This window comes from Luedemannella helvata (genome assembly GCF_039528415.1).
Classification (GTDB): domain Bacteria; phylum Actinomycetota; class Actinomycetes; order Mycobacteriales; family Micromonosporaceae; genus Luedemannella; species Luedemannella helvata.
In genome coordinates, this window is sequence record NZ_BAAALS010000010.1 from 151,994 (window position 1) to 168,190 (window position 16,197).

Consider the following 16,197-nt stretch of genomic DNA (forward strand, 5'->3'; position numbering starts at 1 on the left):
GCGACCAACCACATATTGGGACTGATCAATGAGTTCTTTCCCGTATGGCCTGGGCGAGGTGGGCCACGGTCGGCTCGACGAAGAACTCGTCCAGTACGTCGACGCCGTACTGCGTCTGCAACCGGGTGATGACCTCGATCGTGAGCGCCGAGTCCAGGCCCGCGTCGACGAGGTCATCGGTCAGCCCGATGTCGTCGCGTTCCAACGCCTCGGCGCAGGCCTGGTGTACCGCCTGTTCGACCTCGTTCACGTGGTCACCACTTCCAGTCTCCGCTGTCTATAGGGCCGCATCGATGACGATCTCCCGCAACCGGCGGAGGATCGTCCCGGCCGTGGCCGGATCGATGACCGAGTCATCGCACATCAGGCGCAGCGAGCACTCCGTGCTGACCGGCAGGACGTGCAGGAACAGGGCGCAGTCCCGCACGGTGTGCCGACCGACCCTGGTCGGCTCCGCCATCTCGTCGCGCGCCAGCCCGGGCAGCTCGGCGTGACGCGCTTCCAGTCCCGACCAGTCCCTGCCGCGGCTGCGCAGGTCGTTGAAGAAGTAGGACAGATCCGGGACCAGACCACGCTCCTGGTCGCGCGACACGACCTCCAGGAGGCGTCCCGCGTCGTAACGGGCGTTCACGTACCCCCAGATCGCGGATCTGTGGCTGCGGCGGGCGAGCTCGTCGAAGTCCGGTGTGCCGGCGAGGTCCGGAACGACGAACAGCCCGTTCTGCAGCGTTATCCCGGCGAAGTCGGCCAGGTCCCGGTGTTGGCGGTTGCCCGCGATGATGCGCAGCGCGGCCGGGGCCTGCGGCAGGATCTCCTGCAGGGCCAGGCAGAGCGCCGTCATGATCACACTGCCACTTCCGGTACGGGTGCGGACCGCTATCGCCTGGGCGGCCACGGCCAGCGCCGTCGACCGCAAGCTGCTGACCGTGTACGCGCCGGGCGTCGGCGCCATGATGCCCCGCCCGCTCGGCAGCTTGGCCATCGCGGCGGACCACTTGTCGATCGTGGTCGTGCTCAGGTTCGCGAGCGCGTCACCGGCCTCCTGCGTCACGAGCCAGCTGGTCTGCTTGCCCAGGGCCGGCGCGGCGTGACGGTCCGCGACCAGCTCGGCGGCGAAGGCGTCGCGCAGCAGGTCGGCGCCGCTCATGTCGAAGGCGAGGTGGGACAGGGCCAGGCCGACCGACGTGACCCGGGTGCCGTCGCTGACGAGCCCGACCCGCACCGGCGGTTCTTCCTCGTGCGCGAACGGCGTCGCGCGCAGGTCGTCGAGCAGGCGGTCGGCGTCTGTCCGCGGGTCGTCGGAGGCCTCGCGCACGGCCACGGGAAGCTCGACGTCCGACGCCACCCGCTGGCGCAGGCGGTCCCGATCGAACGTCGTACGCGCGACCTCATGCCGCGCGGCGAACCGTGCCACCGCGTCGAGGGCGTCGGGCAACGTCAGCTCGTTGCCGCCGACGATGCTGCGCAGCAACGTCAGGTCGGAGACGTCGGTCCCGTAACCCCAGATGGCGTCCCACATGTTGCGCTGCGCCCAGGTCAGGGGAAGCGAGGAGCTGTCCACGGTGGTTTCCTCCTAGCTCCGGTAGGCGGCGGCCTGCAGGTTGTAGAGCTTCGCGTACAGGCCGTCGGCCGCCATCAGCGACGCATGGCTGCCCGCCTCCGCGATGCGACCGTCCGCGACGGCCAGGATCAGGTCGGCCATCCGCACGGTGGAGAAGCGGTGTGAGACGAGTACGGTGATGGCGCCGGTGGCGCGACCGACCCGGCGGGCATTCTCCGCGTACCGCTCGAACAGCAGGTGCTCGGCTTCGGCGTCGAGCGCGGCGGTCGGCTCGTCGAGGATCAGCAGCAACGGCGACTCGCGCATCATCGCGCGGCCGAGGGCCAGCTTCTGCCACTGCCCGCCGGACAGTTCGCTGCCCTGGCGCCAGGAGTTGCCGAGCGGCGTCGACAGGCCCTGCGGCAGCCGGTCGGTCAGGTCGCCCGCGTGCGCCCGGTCCAGCGCGGCGAGCACGGCCTCGCGGTCGTCGATCCGCTCGAGCTGGCCCACGCCGACGGTCTGCTGGGCCGACACCTCGAATCGTACGAAGTCCTGGAACGCCGCGGTGACGCGGCGGCGCCACTGGTCCACCGGAAAGCGACGGATGTCGACGCCGTCCACCTCGATGGTGCCCGCTGTGGCGTCGTAGAAGCGGCAGAGCAGCTTCACCAGGGTGGTCTTGCCCGCGCCGTTCTCGCCGACGACCGCCACCACCGAGCCGGCGGGCAGGGTGAGGTTGACGTCGGCAAGAGACAGCCGGTCGGCGCCGGGATAGGCGAAGCTGACGTCCCGCATGGTCACCCCGTGGCGGATGCGATCCGGCATCTCCGGGACCGCGATCGGCGCGTCCTGCACAGGGGCGGGCGCTCGCAGCCCGCGCAGTCGCGCCATGGACTGCGCCATCCGCTGGAGCCGGCGCAGCAGGTCCAGCGCGCTGTTGACCTGCTGGTTCACCTGCGCGCCCAGCACGATGACGAGGACGGCGTCCCCGACCTGGTTGCCGCCCGCGACCGTTGCGCGGAGGACGAACAACACGGCGGCGACGTAGCCCACGGCGAAGACCACCTGGCCCGCGGCCTCGGTCACGGCCGATCGCAGCTCGCCGGCGCGCAGTTCCCGGCCGATGTCCCCCCACAACCGCAGGTGCCGCCGCCGGACCTCGGTCTGTAGGCGGAAGACGCGCAGCTCCTTGGCCGGCACCGCGCTGGTGGCCAGCTCGAACAGGTGCCCGGCCTGGCGAACGCTGGTCGCGGACCGGTCGCGGGCGGCGGCCATCTGCCGCTGCGCCCGCTGGGTCGCGAACAGCGCGGGTACGGCGGCCAGCGGCAACAGCAGCAGCAGCGGATGCACGGACACCAGCAGCAGGCCGGTGGCAACCATGGAGACGGCCAGGGCGAGCGCCGCCATGAGCCCCACCATGCCGTCGGAGAACTGCGCGATCTCCTTGCGCAGCAACGCGACCCGGTCGGCGTACTCCGGGTTCTCCTGCTGTCCCAGTCGGCCGGAGCCGGCAACGAGCTCGATCAGCTCCGCGTTCATGGTGACCACCGCCAACTCGGCCGCCTCCGCGTACGGCACGTACGCGAAGTGCTGCAACAGCAGTGCGGCGATGACGAGCAGCGCGACGGACACGCCGGCCGTGAGGGCCTTTGCCGGGTCATGGGTGGTGACGGCGTTGATGCCCTCCCGGAGGGCGAAGGCGAGCATCGGCCAGGCCACGCCACCTAAGATCATGAGTACCGTGGACAGTGCTATCTTGCCGCGGCCGCTGCGCCAGGCGAGGGACATCATCTGACCGCACGCGGTCAACGTCTGCCTCACCGCGGCACCTCCGTCTCCGAGCTGTCGGCGAACAGGCTGGCCTGAAGGTGGTACAGCTCCGCATACCGACCGTCGCGGGCCAGCAGCGACTCGTGGGTGCCGTCCTCGATGACGCGCCCACCGCTGAGCACCACGATTCGGTCCGCGTGCCGGACGCTGGAGAAGCGGTGCGAGATCAGCAGGGTGGTCCGGCCCCGCGTGCGCTCGGCGAACTCGTCGAAGAAGGCGGCCTCGGCGCGGACGTCGAGGGCGGCCGTGGGCTCGTCGAGAACGAGGATCTGGGCCCCCGCGTCGACGGCCAGCAGCGCCCGCGCGATCGCGAGGCGCTGCCACTGCCCGCCGGACAGCTCGACGCCGCCGTCGTAGTGGGGCGACAACACCGTGTCCAGCCCGCGGGGGAGCGCGGCGACGATGTCGGCGAGGCCGGCTCTGCTCGCCATCTCCGCCAGTTGTCCGGGGTCGCTACGGCGCTCGATCGCGCCGAACGCGATGTTGTCGGACAGGGACAGCTCGTACCGGATGAAGTCCTGGAAGACGATCCCCACCTGCCGGCGCCACGCGTCGACCGGAAGCGTCGCGATGTCGCGCCCGTCGATCAGGATCGCGCCCTTCGTGGGCTCGTAGAGGCGGGCGAGCAGCTTCACCAGCGTCGTCTTGCCCGAGCCGTTGAGCCCCACCAGGGCGGTGCACTCGCCGGCGCGCAAGGTCAGGTCGAGTCCGTCCAGCACCAGCCGGTCGCTTCCGGCGTACGAGAAACTGACGTTGCTGAACCGGATCTCCGTAAATGATGGCGCCGCCTCCGCGGCCGGACCGCCGCCGCCCGGGACCTCCGGATCCGCCACCTGGCCCCGGAACCGCTCCAGCGCGCGGACGGCGATCAGGCCGAACTGGGTGCCGGTGTCGGCCTCGTGGTAGAACTCGCCGAGCAGCACGGCCGCGATGGTGGCCTGGATGCCGATGGTCAGTTCGGTCAGCGTGAGCGCTCCGGTGGCGCCCGCCCGGAGCATGAGCGCGACGACCAGGCAGACAACGGCCAGGCTGAACGCCGCGCGCCACAGGAAGGCGGTCACGTTCACCCGCCGTCGCTCCCGCCATAGTGGACGGATCGCGGCCAGCGCGCTCGACCGGTACCGCTCGGTGATCCAGGATGTCAGGCCGAACACGCGTAGTTCCTTCGCGGCGACCGGACCTACACCGAGCCCCAGGAAGTAGTCGGACTCGCGGCGCAACGGGCTCATCACCGGCACCAGCCGGGTGTAGGTGCGAACGACGTCCCGGTGACCGACCCGCAGCGTCATGGTGACCAGGCCAATGGCGGCGGCCGCCCACCAGGAGATCGCCACTCCGATGATCACCACGAACGCACACAGCCGGCTGTACCGGGTAACCAGCGCCAACGTTCCGGCCGCGGCATCTCCCGGCGTACGGCTGCCCTTCTCGAGGCCCTCGGCCGCCAGGCGGAGGTTCGCCAGCGACTCCTCGTCCTCCTGCGGCGCGACGCTCGCGCTGCGCAGCGAGGCCTCCAGCAGCCGGTCATGGAACAGGCCGTCGACACGATGCTTGACCAGTTGGCCGAGTGCCGCCGACAGCGGTGTCAGGATCTGCTGCGCGAACAGGATTCCGGAGGCGACGAGGAACGCCGTGACGAGCGAGCGCCATGGTGGCGACCCGATGCCCGCGCTCATCGCGGCAGGCACCCGACCCACCACGACACTCGACGCCACAACGAAGCCGCCGGCCAGCGCGCCGACCACAAGATTGAGCCCGGCCGTGCCGAGCGCGAGCGCATCGGTGGCCATCCTGAGCTGCGTCAGCAGGAACAAACGCGGCTCTACCCGCTCCTGCCAGAGCTTCTGCCGCCAGTTCCCCAACGTAGATCCTCTCCGTCCTGGCGACTGTATTCGCCGTCGTCGCTGGCTTGCAACCCCATGCCAGAAAGCCCCGGCCCACCCAGGTCGCGGGGTTGCCGGGCTTCCTGCCGACCCGCTCGTCCGTTAGCTCACGGACAACGTCACAATCCACAAGCGACAAACGCGCCGCCATCTCCGCTACTCGGGTTCGTCAGGTGACCCGGAAGGCGCGGTAGTGGACGCGGTCGGCGTCGCGAACGGCCGATGCGACGAAGATCGACTGCTGAAGGGCGTCGAGGGCCGGGGCGGCGGTCTCCAGGTGGACGCTCAGGCGGAAGTAGTAGGCCGTCACGTCGACCGCCGCGCCGGCGAGCAGGGCCTGCAAGACCTCCGGTGGGCCGCTGCGCACGCCGAAGGTGCGGATATTGACGTACTCGTCATCGGGGGTACGCGCGGTGTAGCGGGCGGAGATTTCGATGGCGCCGTCGGGGCGGACCAGCTGCCAATCGCCGCCCCCGGGCAGGATGTCCGCGGTGAACAGCCCGCGGACGCGCCCGCCGGTGATCGGAACGACGCGGCGGTGGCCCGCGCGGGTGGTGCCGTGGTCCTGCAGCGGCGCGAGCTCCACCTCGACGTCGAAGGCCGGCTCCAGGCCGGGCGTGGGCGCGGTCGTCATCGTGTTTCCTCCGGGTCGGGATCGGGATGCGGCGGGCCGGGCTGCCGGCCGGCGGTGATGGCGTCGCGCAGTCGTTCCAGCGCCCCGACGGCGCCGGCGAGCGCGTCGCGGTCGGCGGCCGAAAGGGTCGCTACCGCGTCCGCGACCAGTGCCGCACCGGCCCGGTCGAAGCGCGCGAACAGGTCGAGGGCCTTGGCGGAGACCGCGACCTGGACCTGGCGCCGATCGGCTGGGCGCGGACGGCGGGTCACCAGGCCCGCAGACTCCATGGCCCGCAACAGGTTGCTGACGGTGGGACGGCTCAATCCCAGTCGGTGCGCCAGTTCGCTCGGGGTAGCGGCCGTCCCGGACGGAAGCGCGCGGATGATCTCGATCTGCGCGTCCGGGATCTCGGGCAGGCGTTCGGCCGCGCGGGCGGCCGCCAGAAGCGTACGCCGCAGCGGGGAGATGACGGCGGCGAGCCGGGCCGCGTCCACCGTGCTCATCGCCGACCCGGAGGGCTCAGGGACGCCCGGCCGTTGAGCGCGTCGGGGTGGAACCCGGCGGCCCGCTTGTAGGAGGCGGCGATGTCGGCCAGTTCGCCGGGGGCGAAGACGTCATCGATGTCGACGAACCCGTCGGGTGCCCGTTCGTGGGCCATGACCATGACCTGCTCGGGGCCTTGGCGGCGGTTGCTCAGCACGAGGGCGGTGGTCGCCGGTCGCCGGTCGTCCTCGTACGCGGCCAGGGCCCGCGCGATGTCCGGGGCGGTGGCGAGGTGCCAGGCGAGGGTCCGGGCGTCGAGGATGGCCTGCGACGCGCCGTTTGACCCGTTGGGGTACATCGGGTGGGCGGCGTCTCCGAGCAGCGTCGAGTGGCCGTGGGTCCACCGGTCGATCGGGTCGCGGTCGACCATCGGATACTCGAGCAACTCCTCAGCGGCGGCGATGACGGCGGGCACGTCGAGCCAGTCGAAGCGCCAGTCCGCGAACAGGTCGATGATCGGTGCGTGATCGACGGCCCGGTTCCAGTCGGCGGCCTGCTGGGCGCCGTCGTAGCGCCGCTCGGCAATGAAGTTGACCCATGCGGTGCCGTCGACGTCGGGCGGGCTGAGGGGATAGGCGACGAACTTCTGTACGCCGTCACCAGCCATGATCATCGTTCGTCCGTCCAGGTAGGCCGGCACGCGGGCCGTGCCGCGCCACAGGATCAGACCGTTCCACCGGGGCTGCCCCTCGTCGGGGTGGTACTGGCGGCGCAGTGCCGAGTGGATGCCGTCGGCGCCGACGATCACGTTGGCCTCCACGCGGACGCTCCCGTCGGGGGTGGTGAAGGACGCGACGTCGGCATGGGCGCCGTGTTCGACAGTGGTGAGGGCATGACTGGTGCGTACGGCGTCGGCGCCGAGGCGCTCGCGTACGGCGTCGAGGAGCATCGCCTGCAGGCGGCCGCGGTTCACCGACACCTGCGGCCATCGGTACCCGGCGCCCAGGCCGCGGGGCTCGCTCCAGATCCGCTGACCGTGGCGGGTGAAGTAGGCCAGCGTGCTCGGGGCGACGCCGAGCGCGGCGACGCGTTCGGCGAGACCCAGTTCGGTCAGCTCCCGCACCGCGTGCGGCAGTAGATTGATGCCGAGGCCGAGCGGGCGCAGCTCGCTGACCCGTTCGTAGACGGTCACGTCGGTAAATCCCGCCGCGTGCAGGCTCAGGGCGGCGGTCAGGCCGCCGATGCCGGCACCGGCGATCACAATCGTCATCAGTCGTCCTCCGTCGCACACCAGGCCCATAGTTTTGAAACAAAACCACTGTCGGTCAAGGACCTGCGGTCGTCGGGTGGGTGGATGTCCAGGCTCTCCCGTACGCGGTTCGGGCTGCCGGCAGCGCGAGGTCGCGTCCGCCGGCATGCCGCCTCGTCGATGCCGAGGGGGACGAACAGCACGGACTGGCGCCGCGCGGACCAGTACCCTTTGACCCGGTTCCGCACCACCTTGTAGCATCAGCTGGCGTCAACATTTAGATCGATGTAGCGCGACGATGTGCGTGTGGGCGGTTCGGCCGATCGGCGCCAACGGCGGCAGTGGTGCTGATGGGAGGACCCATCATGCCGCGGGGTTGCGAGCTGTGCGAGCGGGCTTCGGGGAGAGTGGGTCTTGAGCGACGAAGGCCTGGGTCCGGGATGCTTCATCAACGGCCGTCGGACCTCGGGAAGTGGCGCGGTGCTCACGGTCCGGTCGCCCTGGAGCGGCGAACTGGTCGCCAGCATCTCCACCGCATCTGCCGCCGACGTTTCCCGCGCTGTCTCGGCTGCCGAGGACGCTTTCCTCGACTGGCGCGAGACGCCCAAGTCGCGACGGGTCGCCATTCTCACCGCCTTCGCGGCGTTGCTGGATGAGCACGCGCGGGAGCTCGCCGTTCTCCAGGTCCGGGAGAACGGCAAGGCGCTGAACGTGCGCAGCGCCGAGGGGTACGGAGAACACCTGCGGTACTACGCGCACCTGCTGCAGATGCCCAGCGGCTACGTCGTGGACCCGCCCACCGGGTCGGCGCGCGTTCACACCGAACGGGTCCCCGTCGGCGTGGTGGCGTGCCTGACGCCGTGGAACTCGCCGATCAACCTCCTGCTGTGGAAACTGGGTCCCGCGATCGCGGTGGGCAACACCGTCGTCGTCAAACCGTCGGAGATCACCCCGCTCTCGACGTTGCGGCTCGCGGAGTTGGCGACGGAGTCCGGCCTGCCGCCCGGGGTGCTCAACGTGGTGTCGGGGGACGGCGCGGTGGGCCGTGCGCTCATCGAACACCCTTCGGTCAGGCGCATCGCGTTCACCGGCTCCTCGGCCACCGGCGAGCGGGTCGCGGAAGCTGCCGCGCGCGGCCTTCGGCCGGTCTCGCTGGAGCTCGGCGGCAAGAGCGCCAACGTCGTGTTCGCGGACGCCGACCTCGATCAGGCGATACGCGGTGCGAGTGTCGGAGCGTTCGGTGCGGGCGGGCAGGCATGCATGGCGGGCTCGCGCGTCCTCGTGGAGAACTCCGCCTATGACAAGGTCCTCCAGGGCCTCGTAGCCGCTGCCGACGCGATCCGCCTCGGCAACCCGCTCGAACCGTCGACCGACATGGGACCGGTCGCCACGGCCGCACAACTCGAGAAGATCGAGACGATGGTGGACCGAGCTGTCGCCGACGGCGCCGTCGTCGCCGCTGGCGGAGTGCGGGAGCGTGTCGCCGGACTGCCGGACGGGTTGTTCTACCGCCCAACCGTGCTCACGAATGTGACCGCTGACTCCCAGATCTTCCAGGAGGAGGTCTTCGGGCCGGTGACCTGTGTGATCCCCTTCGCAGACGAGGACGAAGCGGTCCGGTTGGCCAACAGCACCAGGTACGGGTTGGCCGCGGGGGTCTGGACCACCGATCGCGGGCGCTCGGACCGGGTGGCGAGCCGTCTGATCGCTGGCACCGTATGGGTCAACACCTATCGCAAGCTCGCCTACAACGTGCCGTTCGGGGGCATGGGCATGAGCGGCCTCGGTCGTGAGAACGGGCCGGGGTGCCTGGATGAGTTCAGCGAGCAGAAAGCCGTGTGGGTCGATCTCGCACCCGACGTCAGGGACGCGCCGCGGCCGCGATAGACGGCCCGGCATCCGGTATGGAAAGATTCAAATAAAGCGGGTCGATCACTGGGGGAGTTGTGTCGCATCAAAGTCCCGATTTCGATGGGCCGCTCGCGCTGAGTGGTAAGACCTTTATCGTCACCGGCGGCGGATCCGGCATCGGCCTGTGCACTGTCAAGCAATTGCTCGCACTGGGTTCGTCGGTCGTCGCGGTCGACGTCAACACGGACGGTGTCGCGACCCTCGACGGTGACTTCTCGGTGGTGTGCGGTGACGTGACACTGCCGAGCGTCGCCGACGAGGCGCTCGAGCTGGCCCTGACCCGTGGGCGGCTTGACGGAGTGGTGTTCGCGGCCGGGACGTCGTCGGTCGGTTCGATGACCGAGATCGGCCTGAAGGCGTTCGACGAGGACCTGACCCGCAACCTGACCGTGCACGTGCCGCTGTCCCAGGCGGTCCTGCGGTACCGGAGCGCACACCAGGTCAGCGCCCAATGCTCGCTGGTGTACGTCGCATCGAAGCACGCAGTGGCTCCCAGCTCGGGCTTCGGTGGGTACCCGGTCGCGAAGGGCGCGGTGCTCCAGCTGGCTCGCCTTTTCGCCCTCGAAGGCGCCCCGCTCGGCGTGCGGGCGAACACCGTCAATCCCGGTGCGGTGTTCGACGGCTCGAAGTTCTGGGAGAAGGGCCTGTGGGAGGAAAAGGCCCAGTCGCACGGTGTCAGCGTCGATGAGCTTCCCGACTTCTACGCGAATCGCACACTCCTGGGCGTTCGGGTGTCCCCGACAGACGTCACCAACGCGATCTTGTTTCTGCTGTCGCCACTCAGCAGGGCGACCACCGGCGCGGTCATCAGCGTCGATGGCGGCCTGCCCGTCAGCTTCGCGAGGTAGCGGCCGCGCCGCCAACGGCTGGGCGGGCTCGTCCCTGTCGAGACGGTCAGGTCATCACCGAGTTCTTCCGCCGGGCCCTGGAATCCGCGGGCTGGGCCAGAGTGGGGTCGCACAGGAAGGCACGCGGTCTACCTATTCGGAAGGGGAACCATGTGCGGAATCGCGGGGGTCGTCAACTGGGGCCAAGGTGTCGCTGAGGTCCGAACGGTTGAGCGTCTGCTGTCCGCCCTCGAGCACCGGGGACCCGATTCCCGGGGAACCATTTCCCGCGGTGACGCTGCGATCGGTGCCGTTCGTTTGTCGATCGTCGACGTGGACGGATCGAATCAGCCGATCTCCTATAAAGACGATGACGTGCATTTGGTCTTCAACGGCGAAATCTACAATCACACGCAACTGCGGAGAGATCTTGTCGGTGCTGGCCACCGCTTCCTGACGGATGGGGACGGGGAGGTGGTGCTGGCGTCGTACCTCCATGATGCCGAACACTTCGCCGAGCAGTTGGACGGGATGTTCGCTTTCGCAATATGGGATGCACGCCGCGAAATCCTGGTCGTCGGCCGCGACCGCATGGGGATCAAGCCCCTGTATGTGTACGCCTCGCGTGATCGACTGGTCTTCTCCTCGGAGCTGCGGTCGTTGGTGGCAGACCGACACGTGCCGCTTGACCTGAACCGCGACGCCATCGCGGACTACTTCACCGTGAGGTTCTCTCCGACGACGTGCAGCCCGCTCAGCCAGGTGCGCAAGATCGAGCCGGGGACAACGGTAACGTTCGACCGGCGGAACACTTCCGGTGTTGTTCGTGCCTCGCACCGACTCGCGTTCCCCACCTTCTCCGGGGAGAACGAGGGCCCGGGATCCCTGGACCGGGTGTTGCGGGAAGCGGTGTCGACGACGCTCGCACCGGACGCGCCGCCCGCGGCCTTTCTCAGTGGTGGCCTCGACTCGGCGACCGTTTCGGCGCTCGCCGCGCAGCAGGCCGGTCGCATCGACGCGTTCAGCGTCGGGTACACCGATGGCACGTGGCAGGACGAAACCCGCTACGCCATCGAGGTCGCACAGCACATCAGCGCCCGGCACGGCATCACGCACCTCACAGAAGCGAACGTGCAGGAGGCCTTCCTGGCGACGCTCCGATCCCTGGACGAGCCGATCTACACCCCGGTGTGTCTCAGTACCTACGCCGTCAGCGGACTCGCGGCACGGGATCACAAGACCGTGCTGGCCGGGGATGGCTCCGACGAGCTCTTCCTGGGCTACGCCCACATGCACGAAGCGCATCAGGCATCGCTTCAAGGCCGGCCCTGGCGCGATGAGTACTGGCACGCACTGGGATGGTGGGCAGCCGACGATCGCCGGCGCGTGCTGGACGACGACATGCTCCGTCGCTGCGCTCCGGACATCTCCCAGGAGCGGTTCGGATTCACCGACCTCGCCGCCAACGGGGTCGATGCGGCCGAAGCGATCCGTTGGTTCGAGGTCACAGCGAAGCTGCCTGAGTACCACCTCCCGCGTGTCGATCGGCTCTCCATGGCCCACGGACTTGAAGTGCGGGTTCCATTCCTCCGTGACGGCGTGGTGGACTGGGCCCTGGCACAGCCTGCGCGAACGCTGATGGTGGGCCGCCCGAAGGAGGCGCTCCGCACCGCGGCGCGGGGCCTCGTTCCCTCGGGCATCGTGGATCGTCCCAAGCAGAAGTTCTCCGCCCCCGCGTCCCGATGGCTCGCCGGGCCGCTGCGCGACATGACTCTCGACCTGCTCGCAGACAAGGTCGGCGCCGAGGAACTCGGGTTGGACCCCGCTGGGCTCGCACAGGTGGCCGCCGAGTTTCACCGCGACCCCTCAGCGAACTCCAGGACCATGTGGGGAATCGTGACACTTCTCGCGTGGCACCTGTCCTTCACCGATCACGCCCGACTCGTCCGCAGCGCGGATACTTCGTGAAGACATTGAGATCATTTGACGCCGCCAACGGGCATTGGAAGACTGCACGGATCGGCGGCCGTGAGAACCCAGCAGGACCGACCACGAGATTCGGGGAGTAATACCAGTGCGACAGGCACCCGTCACGCTCGAGCACCTCGACCAACTCTTACGTGACCGGCTCGGCCGGAGCTTGGCGGAGGTGATCAAGGATATCGATCCGGGCCCGGACGAGGCATTGTTCTGGAGCGGGTCCTGGCTCGACGGCTTCGCCAACTCACGATCGGACATCGATCTGTATCTGGTGACCACCCGTTCCCGATTCACCGGCGGTGTACCAGAGGTCACCGGTCCGGGGATGCCTCCGATGGAGATGACTATCGTCCCGGGCACGACGCGTCTCGATCTCACCGTGGTGCCCCTGGAGCTGCTTCGGGAAGTCGGTCGCTTCCTGGATGCGCTGGACACCGACAACGACTACCCGACCGCGTGGAGCGACAACCTCCGCGAGTTCGTCCACCGGCTCATCATCGGCATTCCTCTGGTGCCGGACTCGCCGTTCGAGGAGTTCCGGTCGCTGGTCGACCCCGGCAAGTTCCGTGGCTATCTCAAGCGGTTCTACCAGAACCGCGCCGACAGCCTTTTCGAGGACGTACAAGGTCTTCTCGACGAGGGGGAGACGGTCGGGGCCGCTCTGGTCGCACGCAAACGCATGGAGGCCGCGTTCGACATGTACCTGGCGACGATCGGCGAAACGAACACCCGTGTCGACAAATGGCGATGGAAGAAGATCCAACGCTCGTTCGCCCCCGACGACGCCCTGGTGCGGAGGTTCCTCGCCTGCGTCGCTGTCGACCAGGAGGCCGGCATCGACAGCCTTACGCTCACGAAGGCGTGCGTAGCCCTGGGCGACGAGCTGATCCTGCGAGCGGTGTGACCATGTCAGTCGATCGCCGCGCGCGTGTCGTCGAGTTCCTCCGAAGCCGCGGAGCGGACACGATCCGTCTTCACCACCGCACCCTGCTCGCCCACTTGACCGGCACCGAGAAGATCCTCCGGGAGTGGGACGCTCCCGAGCCGCTGGTGACCGCGGGATTGGTCCACGCCGCTTACGGCACGGACGGGCTTGTCAGTCCGCTGGTCCCCATCGATGAGCGGCAGATGTTGCGTGACCTGGTCGGGGAAACGGCCGAGAAGATCGTTTACACCTACGGCTGCTGCGATCGTCAGTTCGTGTATCCGCAGTTGTCCGACGCCGAGAGCGTGCGGTGGCGGGACCGGTTCACCGGCGAGATGTGGACGGTGGAGGGCGGCGAGCTCCGTCAGTTCATGGAGCTGACATGGGCGAACGCGCTCGAGGCCGCAGCCGGGGAGACGGATGCGGACTGGGACTCCGTCCGGGTCCTGTTCGCTATGACCTCGCACCTGGTCAGCAGTTCCGCCGCGAACACCGCGGACACCACACTCGGCCGTCTGACGTAGTCCGTGAGCATCATCTGGCGCGTAGCGTCAGATGATCGTGCAGTGCTCCGAGTGGAGGAAATAGCCCTTGGTGCGACGCAGCGCTCGCGCGCCCTTCCCCAGCGCGGTGCGCGAGTGGAGCGCACGGCGGTTGTCGACCATCAGGCAGTCGTTCGGCTGGAGGCGAATGAGGATCTCGGCGTCGGCAGGGTTGTCGAGCACCGATCGAAACACCGCCAGCGCGCTCTCGTGCCGTTCGTCCATCGCGTACCGGGGCATCAACGCGTCCAGGACGTCGCCGCGATAGCGCACGTGCCATTCGTCCCCAACCCGCCAGAGCAGGGGAGCCAGCTGCACGCCGTGGCCAACGACCGGATCGCGGAGGAAGAACGGGAAGACTCGATCCTCAAGTGCAAGCAGGGCGTCTCGACCGGCCTTGGACTCGACCCGCGCCGCGATGTCAGCCGCGAGGAGCAAGCCGGAGTCGCCGCCTTCGGAGTCGTTCACGACGCACGCCAGGCCGAGCATCTCGTGCGGTCGCGCCATGTACGTGGAGTCGGAGTGGAACGGAAACGACGCCCCGGTCCTCGACACGTCCGTAGGCTCGTCCTCATCGACGGTCGGCGAGATGGTGAAGAACAACGCGCCGCCGTTGCCCTCGGTTGAGAGCGTGGACACCAGCCCCTGCAGCGCCGCCAACTCCTCGTCGGACTGGACCGGCGCCCCACGGACGAGGCAATACCCCTGATCGGTTAGTTCTCGTCGCAGGCGGACCGCGAGGTCGTGAAGGACCGCGGAGCGTCCGGCCGCTTGTCGAAGTGCCTCGAGCGTTGTCTGATCCAGCGCCCATCCAGCCGCGATCGACGCGACTCCGGACAGCTCACTTCGCTCATGCTCGCTGAGCGTCGTCACCATCTGGACACCTCCCACGACGGCTGGATGGGCGTTGGAAGATGAGCTTGATCCGGTTAGTCGATCAGCATCGCACCGAGAAGGTCGATGTTGCGGACAGCCGGCTTCACGTAGCGCTTCTTCATGCGGACGCACCCCCCTTCACTCCATCGACGCATGGAACACTGTGCTTAACATTTTAACACCATCTGGCTGGCCTTGTAGGGGTTTAAAGTGCGCTATACCGATTGATACACGTGCGTAACACGTTGGAATCACGCCACCGGCTGAATGGACTGCAACTGCCGCTCGGCCAGGCGGACGGCCCAGGGAACCAGAAGGCTGGCCACGCACGTCGCCAGGGCGAGGGCGACCCAGCCCGCGAGCCCGGCGCTCAGAACACTGACGGCCAGGAGGATGGGACCGGCAGAGGTGGCCAGGCCGAGACCGAGCGTGAAGACCCCGCTGTACTCGCCCTGCAGCGCCTTGGGGGCGAGCCCGAAGCTCAACTCGAACTCGGCGGCGGCGTAACGGATCTCGGCCACGGACATCAGCGCCACGCTGGCGATCAGTACGGTTACCGCGCCCACGGGACCGAAGAGGGAGCTCGCTCCGATCCCGAGGAAGGCCGCGGCCAGTCCGATCCCCGCCGTTCTCATCACTCTGCCGGCGACCGAAACACCATCGACGCCCCGCGAGGCGCGTATCTGGAACAGCGTGACGACGGCGGTGTTGAGCACCACCAACAACGCGTAGAGCGAAGCCGGAGCATCGGTCCTCGTCGCGATCCACAACGGAAGAGCGAAGGTGAATACCGGGGCCTGGAGAATCAACACCGCGTTGAGGACGGTCACCGCCAGGAAGGGGAGGTTCCGCAGTGCCGCGTCGGACTTCTTCCTCGCCTGCCGTGGTGTCGGCTCAACCTTCGGGAGCTTGAGGACAATGAGGACGTTGGCCGCGAACGTCAGGGCGTTCGCGACGATCAACGTGTAGTAGGCCGGCGCCACGTCCAAGGAGATCGCGATACCGGCCACGAGGGCACCGAAGCTGGCAGCGAGGTTCACGATCGTGCGGATCACCGAGCGCAGATGGGTGGCCGAGTCCCCGCCCACCATGCGGAAGACCGGTAGCCGTGCGGTCTGGCTGGCTGCGGCGGCGAACTGACTCACGCACGCCACGACGATGAACGCCCAGAATGAATCGACGATGAGGAAGGCGGCCATGGCCGCCGCCTCGACGGCCAACGAGGCGGCCCACACTCCCCGCGCACCCTTGCCGTCGGCCAGCCGGCCGACGGTGAGATTCGCGCTGAGCGCCACGAATCCGGCCACGGTAAGCCCCAGGCCGACCTCTGCGACGGACAGACCGACGACCCGGGTGAAGTAGAGCGCGCTGGCGGTCACGAACATGCCCGTGCCGACAGAGTTCACCAGGGTGGACCACGCCACCGTCCGCCGCGGACCGGGAGGAAGATTGAGAGAACCGGTGATCCTCGACCAGACCGGGAGGCGGGGCTGGCCAGGCGTCGTTGTCTGCGTCACCGATCGATCACTCCACGT

At 68.6% G+C, this 16,197-nt stretch carries 14 protein-coding genes; 5 read left to right on the top strand and 9 right to left on the bottom strand.

The features are described from left to right. Nucleotides 1-25: 25 nt before the first annotated feature. The 7 genes from ABD191_RS12675 to ABD191_RS12705 form a co-directional block, all read right to left on the bottom strand. Nucleotides 26-250 (bottom strand): acyl carrier protein, encoded by a 225-nt coding sequence (locus ABD191_RS12675; protein ID WP_344080591.1) that lies wholly within the window; start codon nt 248-250, stop codon nt 26-28. A gap of 27 nt (nt 251-277) precedes the next feature. Then, nucleotides 278-1,561 (bottom strand): condensation domain-containing protein, encoded by a 1,284-nt coding sequence (locus ABD191_RS12680; RefSeq protein ID WP_344080594.1) that lies wholly within the window; start codon nt 1,559-1,561, stop codon nt 278-280. A gap of 12 nt (nt 1,562-1,573) precedes the next feature. Further along, a complete protein-coding gene (locus ABD191_RS12685; RefSeq protein ID WP_344080597.1) occupies nt 1,574-3,361 on the bottom strand; it encodes an ABC transporter ATP-binding protein in 1,788 nt (595 codons plus the stop codon). Beyond that, nucleotides 3,358-5,232: an ABC transporter ATP-binding protein gene (locus ABD191_RS12690; protein ID WP_344080600.1), complete on the bottom strand. Its 1,875-nt coding sequence runs from the start codon at nt 5,230-5,232 to the stop codon at nt 3,358-3,360. The genes ABD191_RS12685 and ABD191_RS12690 overlap by 4 nt, the downstream gene beginning before the upstream one ends. A gap of 190 nt (nt 5,233-5,422) precedes the next feature. After that, nucleotides 5,423-5,887, bottom strand: coding sequence for a DUF3237 domain-containing protein (locus ABD191_RS12695; protein WP_344080603.1), 465 nt, complete (start codon nt 5,885-5,887; stop codon nt 5,423-5,425). After that, complete coding sequence (locus tag ABD191_RS12700; RefSeq protein WP_344080606.1) at nt 5,884-6,372, bottom strand: MarR family winged helix-turn-helix transcriptional regulator; 489 nt, start codon at nt 6,370-6,372, stop codon at nt 5,884-5,886. The genes ABD191_RS12695 and ABD191_RS12700 overlap by 4 nt, the downstream gene beginning before the upstream one ends. Further along, on the bottom strand, nt 6,369-7,622 hold the full coding sequence (locus ABD191_RS12705) for a flavin-dependent oxidoreductase (protein WP_344080609.1): 1,254 nt from the start codon (nt 7,620-7,622) through the stop codon (nt 6,369-6,371). Before ABD191_RS12705 ends, ABD191_RS12700 begins: the two co-directional genes overlap by 4 nt. 459 nt (nt 7,623-8,081) lie before the next feature. On the opposite strand from ABD191_RS12705, the gene ABD191_RS12710 reads away from it, so the two are divergent. The 5 genes from ABD191_RS12710 to ABD191_RS12730 all read left to right on the top strand — a co-directional run bounded on the left by ABD191_RS12710 (nt 8,082) and on the right by ABD191_RS12730 (nt 13,768). Beyond that, entirely contained in the window at nt 8,082-9,488 is a 1,407-nt protein-coding gene (locus ABD191_RS12710; RefSeq protein ID WP_344080612.1) for an aldehyde dehydrogenase family protein, read from the top strand. A 59-nt stretch (nt 9,489-9,547) separates the two neighbouring features. After that, nucleotides 9,548-10,360 carry an SDR family oxidoreductase gene (locus tag ABD191_RS12715; protein ID WP_344080615.1) on the top strand — a complete coding sequence of 271 codons (813 nt, stop codon included), beginning with the start codon at nt 9,548-9,550 and terminating at the stop codon, nt 10,358-10,360. A 150-nt stretch (nt 10,361-10,510) separates the two neighbouring features. Beyond that, nucleotides 10,511-12,307: an asparagine synthase (glutamine-hydrolyzing) gene (gene asnB / locus ABD191_RS12720; protein WP_344080618.1), complete on the top strand. Its 1,797-nt coding sequence runs from the start codon at nt 10,511-10,513 to the stop codon at nt 12,305-12,307. A gap of 106 nt (nt 12,308-12,413) precedes the next feature. Beyond that, nucleotides 12,414-13,223, top strand: a complete 810-nt coding sequence (locus tag ABD191_RS12725) for a hypothetical protein (protein WP_344080621.1) — start codon at nt 12,414-12,416, stop codon at nt 13,221-13,223. A gap of 2 nt (nt 13,224-13,225) precedes the next feature. Beyond that, on the top strand, nt 13,226-13,768 hold the full coding sequence (locus tag ABD191_RS12730) for a DUF6817 domain-containing protein (protein ID WP_344080624.1): 543 nt from the start codon (nt 13,226-13,228) through the stop codon (nt 13,766-13,768). A gap of 27 nt (nt 13,769-13,795) precedes the next feature. Here the strand turns inward: ABD191_RS12730 and ABD191_RS12735 are convergent, their stop codons facing one another. Together ABD191_RS12735 and ABD191_RS12740 are read right to left on the bottom strand one after the other, a co-directional pair. Further along, nucleotides 13,796-14,662, bottom strand: a complete 867-nt coding sequence (locus tag ABD191_RS12735; protein WP_344080626.1) for a TauD/TfdA family dioxygenase — start codon at nt 14,660-14,662, stop codon at nt 13,796-13,798. A gap of 251 nt (nt 14,663-14,913) precedes the next feature. Beyond that, nucleotides 14,914-16,179, bottom strand: coding sequence for an MFS transporter (locus ABD191_RS12740; protein ID WP_344080629.1), 1,266 nt, complete (start codon nt 16,177-16,179; stop codon nt 14,914-14,916). Nucleotides 16,180-16,197: the final 18 nt, after the last annotated feature.